The sequence below is a fragment of the Rubneribacter badeniensis genome (assembly GCF_002899695.1).
GTDB classification, from domain to species: Bacteria; Actinomycetota; Coriobacteriia; order Coriobacteriales; family Eggerthellaceae; genus Rubneribacter; species Rubneribacter badeniensis.
In genome coordinates, this window is record NZ_PPEL01000086.1 from 1 (window position 1) to 12,925 (window position 12,925).

11 protein-coding genes are annotated in these 12,925 nt (G+C 67.7%); 5 read left to right on the forward strand and 6 right to left on the reverse strand.

Annotated features, from left to right (window positions below):
* The first annotated feature begins 126 nt into the window (after nt 1-126).
* A complete protein-coding gene (gene msrB, locus C2L80_RS11275; protein ID WP_338049474.1) occupies nt 127-669 on the forward strand; it encodes a peptide-methionine (R)-S-oxide reductase MsrB in 543 nt (180 codons plus the stop codon).
* Here the strand turns inward: msrB and C2L80_RS11280 are convergent.
* A complete protein-coding gene (locus tag C2L80_RS11280) occupies nt 666-2,012 on the reverse strand; it encodes an MATE family efflux transporter (protein ID WP_103263223.1) in 1,347 nt (448 codons plus the stop codon). The two genes, msrB and C2L80_RS11280, sit on opposite strands and share 4 nt — an antisense overlap.
* A 309-nt stretch (nt 2,013-2,321) precedes the next feature.
* On the opposite strand from C2L80_RS11280, the gene C2L80_RS11285 reads away from it, so the two are divergent.
* The gene (locus C2L80_RS11285; RefSeq protein ID WP_103263224.1) at nt 2,322-3,119 is read left to right on the forward strand and encodes a MerR family transcriptional regulator; all 798 of its coding nucleotides are present in this window, start codon (nt 2,322-2,324) and stop codon (nt 3,117-3,119) included.
* A gap of 736 nt (nt 3,120-3,855) precedes the next feature.
* On the opposite strand, the gene trxA is transcribed toward C2L80_RS11285, so the two are convergent.
* On the reverse strand, nt 3,856-4,164 hold the full coding sequence (gene trxA, locus C2L80_RS11290; RefSeq protein WP_087196594.1) for a thioredoxin: 309 nt from the start codon (nt 4,162-4,164) through the stop codon (nt 3,856-3,858).
* A gap of 291 nt (nt 4,165-4,455) precedes the next feature.
* On the opposite strand from trxA, the gene C2L80_RS11295 reads away from it, so the two are divergent.
* On the forward strand, nt 4,456-5,382 hold the full coding sequence (locus tag C2L80_RS11295) for a patatin-like phospholipase family protein (RefSeq protein WP_103263225.1): 927 nt from the start codon (nt 4,456-4,458) through the stop codon (nt 5,380-5,382).
* 96 nt (nt 5,383-5,478) lie between these two features.
* Here the strand turns inward: C2L80_RS11295 and C2L80_RS11300 are convergent, their stop codons facing one another.
* Nucleotides 5,479-5,802: a YbjQ family protein gene (locus C2L80_RS11300; protein WP_087196592.1), complete on the reverse strand. Its 324-nt coding sequence runs from the start codon at nt 5,800-5,802 to the stop codon at nt 5,479-5,481.
* Nucleotides 5,803-6,111: 309 nt separating this feature from the next.
* On the opposite strand from C2L80_RS11300, the gene C2L80_RS11305 reads away from it, so the two are divergent.
* A complete protein-coding gene (locus C2L80_RS11305) occupies nt 6,112-7,785 on the forward strand; it encodes a cation:proton antiporter (protein ID WP_103263226.1) in 1,674 nt (557 codons plus the stop codon).
* 87 nt (nt 7,786-7,872) lie between these two features.
* On the opposite strand, the gene C2L80_RS11310 is transcribed toward C2L80_RS11305, so the two are convergent.
* A complete protein-coding gene (locus C2L80_RS11310) occupies nt 7,873-8,448 on the reverse strand; it encodes a helix-turn-helix transcriptional regulator (RefSeq protein ID WP_087196588.1) in 576 nt (191 codons plus the stop codon).
* 140 nt (nt 8,449-8,588) lie between these two features.
* Between C2L80_RS11310 and C2L80_RS11315 the strand changes: the two genes are divergently transcribed.
* Nucleotides 8,589-9,410: a hypothetical protein gene (locus C2L80_RS11315; protein WP_224759112.1), complete on the forward strand. Its 822-nt coding sequence runs from the start codon at nt 8,589-8,591 to the stop codon at nt 9,408-9,410.
* Between the two features lie 395 nt (nt 9,411-9,805).
* Here C2L80_RS11315 and thrS read toward each other — a convergent pair whose 3' ends face one another.
* Nucleotides 9,806-11,719, reverse strand: coding sequence for a threonine--tRNA ligase (gene thrS, locus C2L80_RS11320; protein ID WP_087196586.1), 1,914 nt, complete (start codon nt 11,717-11,719; stop codon nt 9,806-9,808).
* Nucleotides 11,720-11,875: 156 nt separating this feature from the next.
* A complete protein-coding gene (locus C2L80_RS11325; protein WP_087196585.1) occupies nt 11,876-12,415 on the reverse strand; it encodes a zinc ribbon domain-containing protein in 540 nt (179 codons plus the stop codon).
* Nucleotides 12,416-12,925: the final 510 nt, after the last annotated feature.

Here is a 12,925-nt window from a genome sequence, read left to right on the forward strand (position 1 = left end):
CCTCTCCGTACACGATGGCGCTCGAGGCCCGCGCGTCGTCCACCGCATAGAAGTACGAGGTGGACGCATGGGTGAACCCGTAGAACACGTAGGCCGTGGAGAACACCGGCAAAGCCCAGGCGAGCACTGCGCCGCACACTCACCGAAGAGCAGTACCGCGTCGTGCGGGAAAGCGCCACCGAGCCCCCTTTCCGCAACGCCTACGACCGCACGTTCGAGCCGGGCGTGTACGTGGACGTGACGAGCGGCGAACCTTTGTTCTCGAGTGCCGACAAGTTCGACTCGGGATGCGGATGGCCCGCGTTCTCGCGCCCCATCGCCCCCGACGTCGTGACCCGGCGGCCCGACCGCAGCCACGGCATGCGACGCACCGAGGTGCGCAGCCGCGCGGGCGACGCGCATCTCGGCCACGTGTTCGACGACGGACCCGCCGAGGCGGGCGGGTTGCGCTACTGCATCAACAGCGCGGCCTTGCGCTTCGTTCCGCTTGCGCGCCTGGAAGAGGAGGGCTACGGCTACCTCGAGCCGCTGGTGCGGGCGCGCTCCGAAGGCACCGGAGGTTCCGGGGAATCCGGCAGACCCGCACGCCCGGGGAGCCCCGGATCGACGGGCACCGAACCCTCTGCGAACGCCGGCGACGCCGCCCTCCGCGCGCAGACCGGAGCCTAGCAGGCCCCGTCGCCCACCGTCGCCCGCGCGCACCCCTGCGCGGACCGGCTGCGATGGCGGCGACGCAGCAGCGCCGCCGCGCACACGGTGAGGATCGCCTGCACCACGGTCACCGACAGCCAGACGCCGTCGACCCCGGCAAGGCGCGCCGCCCCGAACACCACGGCCACCACGAGCAGCGCCTCTCCGTACACGATGGCGCTCGAGGCCCGCGCGTCGTCCACCGCATAGAAGTACGAGGTGGACGCATGGGTGAACCCGTAGAACACGTAGGCCGTGGAGAACACCGGCAAAGCCCAGGCGATCACCCCTGCCGTCTGCTCGGACGCGCCGAACAGAAGCGGTATCTGGTCGCGCAAGAGGAACATCGCGCCAAGGCCGAGCGCCCCCAGGCTGACGGTTATGAGGTAGTTCGTGTTGCGGATGCGGCGCACGCCGTCGGCGTCCCCCGCCCCGTAGCGCTTCGAGACGAGCGGCTGGGACCCGTCGCCGACGCCCTGGATGAGCATCTGGATGACGCAGGCGGTGTAGGACACCACCGCGTAGGCCGCAAGCGCCGTCTCGCCACCGTACGCAGCCAGGTTCACGTTGATGGCCACCACCGTGGCCTCGGGCAAAAGCGTCAGGCCGAACGGCGCCATGCCCAGTTTGAGCGCATGGAGCGCAATACGCCCGTCGATGCGCAGGTCGCGCCGCGCGATGCGGTTCTTTTTGCGCAGGAAGAACGCGCCCACGAGCAAGAACGCGGACGCCTGCGCCATCACCGTGGCCAAAGCCGCGCCCGCGGTGCCCCATCCCGCAACGATGACGAACGCGAAGTCGAGCGCCACGTTCATAAGCCCCGCGAGCACCTGCACACCCATGGCGTAGGCCACCTTGCCCTGGTTGCGGATAAGCGGCATGGAACCGGTGACGAGGATCTGGAACGGCACGCCCCACGCGATGACCGACAGGTACGCCGCAGCCTGCGAGAGCGTCTCGCCCCGCCCGCCGAGCAGCTGGCAGATAGGCTCGGCGAACGCCAGCAGCAGCGCCATGATGGGCGCGGCCGCCAGCACGAGCATGAGAAACGTCGTGCCCACGGCGCGGCGGGCCTTCGCCTCGTCGCCCGCGCCCTTCGCGATGGACGAGATGACGCCGCCGCCCATGCCGATGCCCGTGCCCACCGCCATGATGAAAGCCACGAGGGGGAAGGCGACGTTGATGCCGGCCAGCCCCGCATCGCCCACGGCGTGCCCCACGAACACGCCGTCGACGATGCTGTAGACGCTCGCGAGCGTGAACGTGATCATGGTGGGGACGATGTACTTGAGGTATTCGCGCACCATGTCCTTCGTGATCATAGCTTCTCCACCTTGCCTTGCTTGCTTCGCTTGCCTGATCGTTTTCCGCATGGTATTCTCAACCTTAAAGCGGCTTTAAGGTAAAGGAAGGAACCGAAGGTTTCGCGGAATCTTCAAAACCACGGCGAGCCGAACGCTCGCGCGTCCCGCGCGGCGCGCGAGACATACGCCGCGTTCGATCCCGGCGCGCGCGACTTTCGCGGCGACCGATATCCGACGCGCCGGACGTGTCTCGAACAGAGCGTCATGCAGCACACGCGCGAAGCACGTCCCGCTCACCGCGCCGTCCGACACAAGGAAGGAGGCGTCATGGCCGAACCTCGGCTCTACGACATCAAGGACGCGGCGCGCTACCTGGAGGTGGCGCCGTCCACGCTGCGCTATTGGGAAAGCCAAGGGCTCGTGCGCGCGCGGCGCAACCGCGGCAACGATTACCGACAGTACTCGCTGCACGACCTCATCGAGGCGAGCGAGATCGCCTTCTACCGCAAGCTCGGCGTGCCGGTGAGGGAGCTTGAGGGCTACCGTGCGCTCTCGGCTCGCGGCTTGGACGAGGCGCTCGCGCGCACCGAGGACGACGTCGAGCGAAGGATCGCCCAACTCGAAGCGACCCGCGCCCGGCTCTCTCGGCAGCGCGCGCTCAACGCCGAAGCTGCGCGACTCGCCCGTCAGGGCATGCGCCCCGACGCGCCCGGCATCGCACGGCTCGACGCCATCGACTACGACGAGGCCGGCCCGTGGCGGCTGCTCGTGGAGGAGCCGTGGCGCTACGGGGTGCTCGTGGACGCCGCGCATCCGAACGAGATTCGCGAAGCGGTGGCCGACGCGAGCCCGAGCGAAGCGGGCGCGGCCACGGGCACATGCGGCGGCGCGGCGTGCGCGCTCTGGCGGCGCTCGCCGGGCCACACGGCGCGAACGTGCCTCGAATGCCTGCTCAAGGTGGCACCCGCCTTGAGCGAGAGCAACGCGCGGGAGTTGTTCGACAAAGCGCGAGGCCAGGGCGTCGAGCCCGTCCTCATCGTGGGCAGCTACCTGCTCACGGCCACGGACGACGCGGGGCGCTGGGACTTCCATCGAGCCTGGGTCGTCGGCGAATCCGCGGCGTAGGCGGGCGATGCGGCAGGAGGACGCCGGTCGCACCGCTGTCGACGGACGCTCGCCGATCGGACGAACGACGCAAGGCATCGCCCCCCGCCCACGCGCTCGGCATCCCTCCAGGGCGCTTCGGGCATGAGCGCGCTCTCGCACGACGCTCATGGCAAAGTTGAACTCACCGGCCTGAGGACGCTCCGGGCATGCGAGCTCCCTCGCACAGGCCCGGCGCGGCCCGAAGGAGCCCCGTCGGGCCGGCATCGACGCCGCCAGGGCGGCTCCCCCGTCTGCCCGAAAGCCGCCCGCCCCAAAACCGACGGGCGTCAAATGGGCCCCTGCGAGGAATCCGCTCGATTCTGGCCACGGAACCGCGTTTTGGCACGAATCGAGCGCGTCCCGAGTATCGCCGGTTTCGCCGACCTGGGCTTTCCCCGCACAGGGAGCTCCCTTCAGGCCGAAAGGGGCCGGAATCCGTGCCAGAACGCGGTTTCATGGCCAGAATCGAGCAGATCTCATGCATGGAGGGACGGAGCCCCCCCCCCCCCCGACCGCAGGGCGCGCCCCGCCAGCCGCGCACCGAGCGCCGCCTTCTTCGCCAGTTCGCCGCGCGGCATCGTCCGGCAAAGCTCGCCGAAGGCGGGGCCGGCTCGCCGAGGAGCAAGCACAGGCATGCGAAAGGCCCCCGACCGGACGGTCGAGGGCCTCGCCAAAGCGCGTCGCGCAGCCGCGGACGCGCCCTCTTGCGACAGGGCTAGCCGAGCATCGAGAGAATGGCGTGTTTGGGCTGCACTCCCACGGCCTGATTCTTCACCTGGCCGTTCTCGAACACCACGAGCGTGGGCACGCTCATCACGCCGTAGCGCTGGGCGATGTCGGGGCTTTGGTCGATGTCGAGCTTGTACACGGCGGCCTTGCCGGCCACCTCGCCGGCCACCTCGTCGAGCGTCGGCGCGAGCATCTTGCACGGCCCGCACCACGTGGCGAAGAAGTCCACGAGCACGGGGCCCTGCGCGTCGAGCACCTTGGACTGGAAGTCGGAAGACGATACGATCTCGCTCATGAGAGCCTCCTTTTCCTCTGTTCACGACCGCGTTCGCGGCCCTATTCGCGTCGTCCGGTCGGACGCCGCCCTCGGTCGCACGGTCACATGCGGCCCTTCCGTGTTCCCTGGCATTGTACACGCAGAGCGTCGATCCTGCACCCAATTGTTACCATTCGAGGCATGATTGTTGAGCCTCGTGGCGATTTCCCCGGCGAACGGCCCGAGCGACGCCGGCCCTCCACCGACGCTTCACAATCCCCGCCGCGCGCGCTGCGCTATAATGGCCCGGAACCGCCGAAAGGAAACCCTATGAGCACATCAGCCGACCATCCGCGCACCTCCTGCCGTCCCGCCCCGCTCCACGAGCCCGCTTGGCGCGGACACGCCGCCACGGCCGCGAACCTCGTCTTGGAAGGGGGCGCGATGCGCGGGCAGTTCACCGCCGGCGTGCTCGACTTCTTCATGGACCAGAAGCTGTTCTGCGAGCGCGTCATCGGCGTGAGCGCGGGGGCGCTGTGCGGCTACAACTACGTGGCCGGCGAGGACGGCCGCACGTGCTACCTCAACACGAAGTACTGCGCCGACTGGCGCTACCTGTCCCTCAAAAGCTTCGTGCGCACGGGCAACGCCTGCGGACGCGAGTTCGCCTTCGACGAGATCCCCAACCGCCTCGAGCCGTTCAACTACGCCGGGTTCGACGAATCGCCCATGAAGCTCGTCGCCGTGTCCAGCAACCTCGTCACCGGCGAGGCCGACTACCACGAGTTCTCCGATGCGCGGGCCGACCTGCCTTACCTCATCGCATCGTCCTCCATGCCGCTCGTCAGCCAGATCGTCGACGTGGACGGCAAGCTTCTGCTCGACGGCGGCACCTGCGACAGCGTGCCCATCGCGCACTCGCTGCTCACGGGCGCGAAAAAGCACCTCGTCGTGCTCACCCAAGCCGCCGGCTACGTGAAGGGCCCTGACAAGATGCTCGCGCTCGAACGCCAGCGCTACGGCCTGTACCCCTACTACCTCGAGCGGCTCCAGCACCGCCACTACGAGTACAACCGCACCTACCGCATGCTCGCGCGGATGCACGAAGCGGGCGAGGCCTTCGTCATACGCCCGCCCGAGCCCGTGACCGTCTCCAGCATGGAGCGCGACCCCGAGAAGCTGTTCGCGCTCTACGAGCAGGGATACGCCGAGGCCGCCCGCACCTGGCCGGATCTCTGCGCCTACCTCGAGCGCTAGCCCCCTCGCGGGCGGGCCTGCCGCCGCGAGATGCGCGAGCCCGCCCGTCGCAGGACGGTTGGCTCGCTCCGCAGACCTTCGAAAGACGGCGCGGCCTTACGCCTGCTCGAGCGTGACGGCGGTGCCGGAGGCGGTGACCATGAGCATGTTGCCCTGGCCGAGCACCTCGTAGTCCATATCCACGCCGATGACGGCATGCGCCCCCAGCGACGCCGCGCGCTGCTCGAGCTCCTGCAGGGCTTCGGTGCGCGCCTGCATAAGCTCCTGCTCGTAACCCTCGCTGCGGCCTCCGACGAGGTTGCGGATGCCCGCGCCGAGGTCGCGCAGGAAGTTGATGCCGGTGATCACTTCGCCGAACACGATGCCGTAGTAGCCGGACACGCGGTAGCCGTCGACGGAATTCGTGGTGGTGACGATCATGGGAAAACGCTCCTTTCGCTCGGAAAACGCATTCCCGCCAGCATACCACGGCCCTTTGCGCACCCTCGTCGCCCGAGGGGAAGCGCACCGCAAAAGCACGCCCCTCGTAACCCTTCGCGGTTCGGCCTGGACGCCGCCCCACCCTGCCTCTGCAGCGGAAAAGCGCTGTGGAACCGAGCGTCGAGCGCCGATGCAGACCCGCGCATGCGGAAACTGTGGGACGTCGTCCGCGCAATCGATGAAGGTGTAGAATAAGGCATTTCTCACCAGCACGAACGCGTACGCACTCATCGAAAGGCGCACACCTCCATGACCTCCGACCTCGTCTCGCTCGCCATCATCGCGCTCACCGCGGCGGCAAGCCCCATCGTCGCGAAGATCATCCCCAACAAGCTCGTTCCCGAGACGGTGTTTCTGCTCATCGCCGGCGCGCTGCTCGGCCCGAACATGGCCGACGTCATCGGCGTCACCGACGCGGTGGGCCTCCTGTCCGATTTGGGCCTGGCTTTCCTGTTCCTCTTGGCCGGCTACGAGATCGACCCGAAGAGCCTCACCGGAGCCCAAGGCAAGCGCGGCCTTCTCACCTGGGCCGTGTCCATCGCGCTCGCCTTCGCCTTCGTGTTCGCCGCCGGGCTCATGCGGGAAAGCGAGCTCGAGGCCATGGCCGTGGCCATCGCTCTCACCACCACGGCCCTCGGCACGCTCATGCCCATCATGAAGGAGCGGGGCCTCATGGGCACCCGCGTGGGCGAGTCCATCCTCGCGTACGGCACCTGGGGAGAGCTGTGCCCGGTGCTCGCCATGGCGCTTCTGCTGTCGACGCGCGCCGAATGGCAGACCGCCCTCATCCTCGTGGCGTTCGTCGCCATAGCCGTGATCGCCGCCGTCGTGCCCGCCAAGGCGAAGAAGGCGGGCCACCGGCTGTTCCGCTTCCTCTCGGAGAACGCCGACGGCACGTCGCAGACCATGATGCGCATGGTGGTGGTGCTGCTCGTGGGCCTCGTGGCCGTGTCGGCCGCGTTCGACCTCGACATCGTGCTGGGCGCGTTCGCCGCGGGGTTCGTGCTGCGCTACATCATCCCCGAGGGCGACCACGGCCTCGAGCGGAAGCTCGAAGGAACGGCCTACGGGTTCCTCATACCCGTGTTCTTCACGGTTTCCGGCGCGAAGATCGACCTCATGGCCGTGTTCGCCCAGCCGGCCCTGCTCGTCGGGTTCATCGCGCTTTTGCTGCTCATCCGCGCGGTGCCCATCTTCGTCGCGCTGTCCACCGCGAAGGGCACGCGCGACATATCCACGCACAACCGCCTGGCCGTCGCGCTGTACTGCACGACGGCGCTGCCCATCATCGTGGCCGTGACCTCGGTGGCCGTGAGCGCGGGCGCCATGCCGCAGGAAACGGCGAGCGTGCTTGTGGCCGCCGGCGCGTGCAGCGTGTTCCTCATGCCGCTTCTGGGCACGCTCACCTACCGCGTGGCCGACGCGAAGCCCATCGAGGCCGTGCGCGAGATCGCGCACAACCCGCACGACATCGGCGGCATCCTGCGCGAGCACTGGGAGCTCGAGCGCATGCTCGCACGCGAGGAGGCGCTCGAGCGGCTGGCGCGACGGCGCGCCGAACGCGGTCGCACAGATGCGGAAGGCGACGTGCGCGGAAACGCCGCAGCCGATCTGAACTGGCAGGACCGCGCAGCGCTTCTGCAGCGCCGCAGCGCCCGCAGGCGCGCCATCGACGAGGCGCTCGATTTGGCTGCGCAGGAGATGGCCCGCCACGACCTCGCCGCCGACGCCGATCCGGACGGCGACGGCCCGCGGCAAGCGGTCGGCTCTCCGTCGCTCGACGAGCGTCGGCGACACATCGCGCGCCTCGTCGTGCGCGAGCACCGACGGCGCCTGATCGAGCGGGGGCGCCTCGTCGAGCAGGCGCTCCGTGCCCGCGAGAACGAAAGCGCCCGCGAGGACGAGGCCGACGGGCGCAGCTGAGGACGGCCGGGGCATCGCTCGCCCCTTCGGCTGCAATCACCGCCGCACCCCGCCGAAGCCGCAAGCGAACCGGAACCGAGCCCCCGCTCAACGGAGCGCTTTGTCGAGCAGGTCCTGCTTGCCAGCCACGCCCATCTTCGCGTAGACGCGGCGCACGTGGCTCTTCACGGTGTTGACGGAGACGACCAGCTCGTCGGCAACCTCGGAAAACGTGCACCCCTCCATGAGCAGCCGCAGCACGTCCTCCTCGCGCCGCGTGAGGTCGTAGGAGCGCGCGAGGCGGGCGCAGCGCATCTCGAGGTCGAGGCGCGCCGCGTCGGAGCCCTCCGACGCAGGAGCGGACGAAAGCCGATGCAGCTGCACGTACGCCACCGCCGCCGCCATCGCGCGGGTGCGCTGCCAACGAGCGGCGAGCGGCAGCAGCGAGAACGCGAGCGCGCATGCCGCAGCGGCCGCGAGCGCCGCAGCCGAAACCCCAAACGCGTCCTTCGCCACGAGGCATGCCGCGAGCGTCAAGCCGAACGCCGCGGCCCACGCCCCGACCATGCGGTAGGCGACGCGGTCGGCCCGCCGCCCGAAGAACGCCCGCGCCGCCGCGACGCAGCACGCCGCGCCGAGCGCTCCCGCGAACGCGAGCACCGCGACCGTCGCCCACGACACCATGGCGCCTCCTTCCGTCGTTTCCCTTCGCAACCAGCATACCGCCTCGTCCCCGAAAGCGCAGTGATGAAAAACTTCATCATTGCCAAGCGGCGCGCACCCATGCTAGGTTTGGCGCGTCGATACGAGCGAAGGAGGCCATCATGAGCGGTGCGAGCGCAAAGACGATGCGGTCGGCGGCGGGAGCGGCGTGCATCGCGGCGGTGGTGGCGGCGTTCGGATGCTTCGCCCTCCAGTTCGTCCCCGGCGAGCCGCGCGCACCGCAGCCGGAGGAGTTCGACGGAAGCATCGACGGCGTCGGCAACAACCGCTACCAGGCCGAGCGCATCGTGGACGTCCCGTTCGGGCAAACCTATCGAGCCGAAAGCCTCACCAGGGGAAAATGGTTCAGCATGAGCGAAGACGAGCGCGCTGCGCTCAGCGACGAGGAGCGGGAGCGCCTTCTGAACGAATTCGACTACATCTACGATTCGGACGGCATCGAGATCACCCCCGGCGACATGAGGGCCGTGTCGCTCGAAGCCTTCGCCGAATGGTATCCGCACTACACGCAAACGCTCGGCTACGAGCAAGCCTCCCGCTATGAATCGAAGGTGCTCCTCGTCGACGTGACCTTCTCGAACACGTCCGACCAAGAGCAGCGCGCACCCCCGATCGGACTTTGGAGCGAGGACATCAAAGGGGCGAACGACGTGCTCGACAACGGCGTCGGCGACGGCGGCGGCAACTACATTCTCGAAGAGCTCTACGGAGAGCCCTCCGATCGCGGCCTCGTGCAAAACCACCTTCCGGACGAATGGAACGTCCTCGCAGCGGGCGAGACGCGCACGTTCACGCTCCCCTTCCTCCTCCCGCGCGGCCTGCTCGAAGACCCAAACGCCTTCGACGACCTCGATCCCGCGCGGTTCTGCTTGGCGCTCTCCGACTACGACCCTCCCACCGTCTACCGCCTTTGGCTGGGATGAACGGCCTTTCACGCCGTGCGCTCGCGCCTCAAGCGGCCCAACCGACGCGATCTGCACACCGAAACGATCGAAGTTGCCGTCCGCAGCACGACGATCAACGGCGCACCCGACAGGATCCGCGCGCATGCGGCAGACTTGCACCGGCCGCCAGACAGACGACGAGCGCGGCCATCGCAAGCGCTGACGAACGATCTTCCAACCCGCTTCGACAAGCAAATCGGAGAGCGCGCCGACGAGCAGACGCCGCGAGCACGCTTGGAAAATGCGCGATTCGGCGCGCAACTCCCGCATGACGCGAGCAGTCCGAAAACGACGGCCTTCGAGTCCGCGAAAACAAAAAACGACCCCGGCATCGTTGACCGGGGTCATCGGCGAGCGCGAAACGAATCAGGGGCCTACAGCGCCGCCTCGCGGATCTTCTCCACCAGCTGCTCTGCTGGCCACGCGCCCAAGTCGCCCTCGTGGCGGTCGCGCACGCTCACGGTGCCGTTCTCGACCTCCTTGTCGCCCAGCACCACCATGTAGGGAATCTTCTGGCTCTGGGCCTTCGCGATCTTCACGCGCATGGGCTCGTTCTGGCCGTACACCTCCACGCGACCGCCAGCAGCCTTCAGGCGGGCTGCCAACGCGGCGGCCGCGTCGTTGTGGCGGTCGGCCAGCGGCAGCACGGCCACCTGCACGGGAGCCAGCCACAAAGGCAGCGCGCCCGCGTAGTGCTCGATGAGAATGCCGAGGAAGCGCTCGATGGAGCCGAAGATGGCGCGGTGGAGCATCCAGGGGCGCTCCTCGGTGTTGTCCTCGGTGCGGTAGGTCAGCTCGAAGCGCTCCGGCATGTTGAAGTCGACCTGCACGGTGGAGCACTGCCAGGTGCGGCCGATGGCGTCCTTCACCTTGATGTCGATCTTCGGGCCGTAGAACGCGCCGTCGCCCTCGTTGATCTCGTAGTCCAACCCGTGGCGCGCGCACGCCTCCTTGAGCGAGTTCGTGGCGTGCTCCCACATGTCGTCGGTGCCGATGGACTTCTCCGGGCGGGTGGAGATCTCGGCTGAGTACTCGAAACCGAACGTGGTCATGATGTGGTCCACGAGGTCGAGGATGGCCACCACCTCGTCCACCACCTGGTCGCGCGTGCAGAACACGTGCGCATCATCCTGGGTGAAGCCGCGCGCGCGAAGCAGGCCGTGCACGACGCCGCTCATCTCGTGGCGGTACACCGTGCCGAACTCGAAGTAGCGCAGCGGCAGATCGCGGTACGAATGCAACTCGTTCTTGTACAGCATCACGTGGCCCGGGCAGTTCATGGGCTTCACACCGTACTCGCTCATGCGCGGGTTCTCGTCGTCGCCCTCGTTGATCTCGAAGAAGTACATGTTCTCTTTGTAGAAACCGTAGTGGCCCGAGGTCTTCCACACATCCGCGTTGTAGATGTGCGGGGTGATGACCTCCTCGTAGCCGCGCTCGTAGAGGTCGCGGCGCAACCACTCCTGCATGGTGCGGATGACGCGCGCGCCCTTCGGCAGATAGAGCGGCAAGCCCACGCCGGCCATGGGATCCATCATGTAGATGCCCAGCTCGCGGCCGAGCTTGCGGTGGTCGCGCTTCTCGGCCTCCTCGAGGTTGTGCAAATGCTCGTCGAGCTCCTTCTGCTTGAAGAACGCGGTGCCGTAGATGCGCTGCAGCATCTCGCGGTCGCTGTCGCCCTTCCAATACGCGCCCGCCACCTTCATGAGTCTGAACGCGCCGATTTTGCCCGCGGAGGGCATGTGCGGGCCGCTGCACAAGTCCACGAAATCGCCGTGGCGGCGAATGATGATCTCCTCGTCGGCGGGAAGCTCGCGGATATGCTCCAGTTTGAAGCGCTGGTCGGCGAAGATGGCCTCGGCCTCGTCGCGCGAAACCACCTCTCGCACGAACGGCTCGTCGCGTTTGATGATCTCGGCCATCTTGGCCTCGATGGCCTCGAAGTCCTCCGGAGTGATGGAGCGCGACAGCTCGAAGTCGTAGAAGAAGCCGTCTTCGGTCTGCGGTCCGAACGCGATCTGCGCGCCGGGGAACAGAAGCTGCACGGCCTCGGCCATGACGTGGGCGGTCGAATGGCGCATGATGCCGAGCGCCTCGGGGCTTTTCGCGGTGATGATCTCCACGGACGCACCGTCTTTCACGGGAGTGTCCAAGTCGGCGAACGCGCCGTCGATCTTGCCGCCGAGCGCGGCCTTCGCCAGGCCAGCGCCGATGGAGGCGGCCACGTCGGCCACGGTGGCGCCGTCGGCGAGTTCCTTTTGCGAGCCGTCGGGAAGTACGATGTTCATACTGGTTCCTTTCTCTGTGCCGGGCGCGCACAAAGCGCCTGCACCGCCCCTTCGGCAAACGGGCGATCCCCCAGCCGAAGGAAGCTTCGGACAATACCTGAAACAACAGGGCCGCCCCGCTTGGCGCGAGGCGGCCCCGACGAGCGCACGGAAAAGCTACTGCACGCCGCCGCGCTCGGAAGGAGCGGGGCGCGCCTGCCTCGTCTGCTGGGGAGCCGCCTGATGCGGCTGCGGCGTTCGCGCGCCGCGACGCGCGCGGGGAGCCGCGCCCGCCACGGGCGTGGCGCAGTACGGGCACACGGTCCAGGTGGGATCGAGCGCATGGTTGCAGGTGCCGCAGAGGTTCTTCAGGCGCTGATGGCAGTTCGGGCACAGCACGAAGTCGGCCTCCACCGGATAGCCGCAGTTCGCGCACTCGCCGTACTTCATGAGCTCGCGCTGCTTGAGCGCGATCTCAAGCTCCTGCTCGTCGCGGTCGATCTGCAGAAGCGGCGGGCGCAGCAAGCAGTACGCGATCACGCCGAGCAGCGGAATCAGCGCGACGACGGCCCACACGTACCAGTAGGAACCGCGCAGGTAGGCGTCGCGAACCACCCAGACGATGGACAGCACGTACAAGATGACGAGCAGCACCACCACCACGGTGAACGCGGCCTGGAGCTCGGGCGTCCACAGCTGGGACAGCAGTTCAGTCATTTCAACCTCGTTTTCCTCGGTCGGCTCGAAGCCGGCGATCCCGCCGTCCCGCGAAGGACCCTGAAACCGCCGCCGTGCAGCGTCGAAAACCATCGGTTGCGTGCACGCGATCAGTCATTATAGCAAAGAAGCCGCAGACTGCGCCCTCGTTCAGCCAATTTCCGCAACCAGCCGAAGCGGGCGAAGGGCAAAAGGCGGCTCCAAACGAAAGGCCGCGTGCAAAGGTTTGCGCGCGGCCTGTAAACCGATGCGCGTGCGACCGACAAGCGATACACGCCCGCAACGATAACGATTTCGAAGATTTCTTGCGATATTTTACCGTAGCGATCGAAGCAAGAGGTTTCAAAGGCTGCGAACCGGCAAAAACGGCTCCAAGCACCTCTGATGGGGGTGCGGACAAAAAGTTGGACACTCCGGTGTCCGGATTGGAGTCCGCATGTACCCGTTGGAGACCAGGGAGCTCGCCGTGGAGGCCGTCGCGGCGGGGTTCAGCCTGACCGAGGCGGCCGA

Excerpts from the sequence above, each read along its gene's own strand:
- C2L80_RS11280 (WP_103263223.1), bottom strand. The coding sequence starts at position 2,012 with ATGATCACGAAGGACATGGTGCGCGAATACCTCAAGTACATCGTCCCC.
- C2L80_RS11285 (WP_103263224.1), top strand. The coding sequence starts at position 2,322 with ATGGCCGAACCTCGGCTCTACGACATCAAGGACGCGGCGCGCTACCTG.
- trxA (WP_087196594.1), bottom strand. The coding sequence starts at position 4,164 with ATGAGCGAGATCGTATCGTCTTCCGACTTCCAGTCCAAGGTGCTCGAC.
- C2L80_RS11295 (WP_103263225.1), top strand. The coding sequence starts at position 4,456 with ATGAGCACATCAGCCGACCATCCGCGCACCTCCTGCCGTCCCGCCCCG.
- C2L80_RS11300 (WP_087196592.1), bottom strand. The coding sequence starts at position 5,802 with ATGATCGTCACCACCACGAATTCCGTCGACGGCTACCGCGTGTCCGGC.
- C2L80_RS11305 (WP_103263226.1), top strand. The coding sequence starts at position 6,112 with ATGACCTCCGACCTCGTCTCGCTCGCCATCATCGCGCTCACCGCGGCG.
- C2L80_RS11310 (WP_087196588.1), bottom strand. The coding sequence starts at position 8,448 with ATGGTGTCGTGGGCGACGGTCGCGGTGCTCGCGTTCGCGGGAGCGCTC.
- C2L80_RS11315 (WP_224759112.1), top strand. The coding sequence starts at position 8,589 with ATGAGCGGTGCGAGCGCAAAGACGATGCGGTCGGCGGCGGGAGCGGCG.
- thrS (WP_087196586.1), bottom strand. The coding sequence starts at position 11,719 with ATGAACATCGTACTTCCCGACGGCTCGCAAAAGGAACTCGCCGACGGC.
- C2L80_RS11325 (WP_087196585.1), bottom strand. The coding sequence starts at position 12,415 with ATGACTGAACTGCTGTCCCAGCTGTGGACGCCCGAGCTCCAGGCCGCG.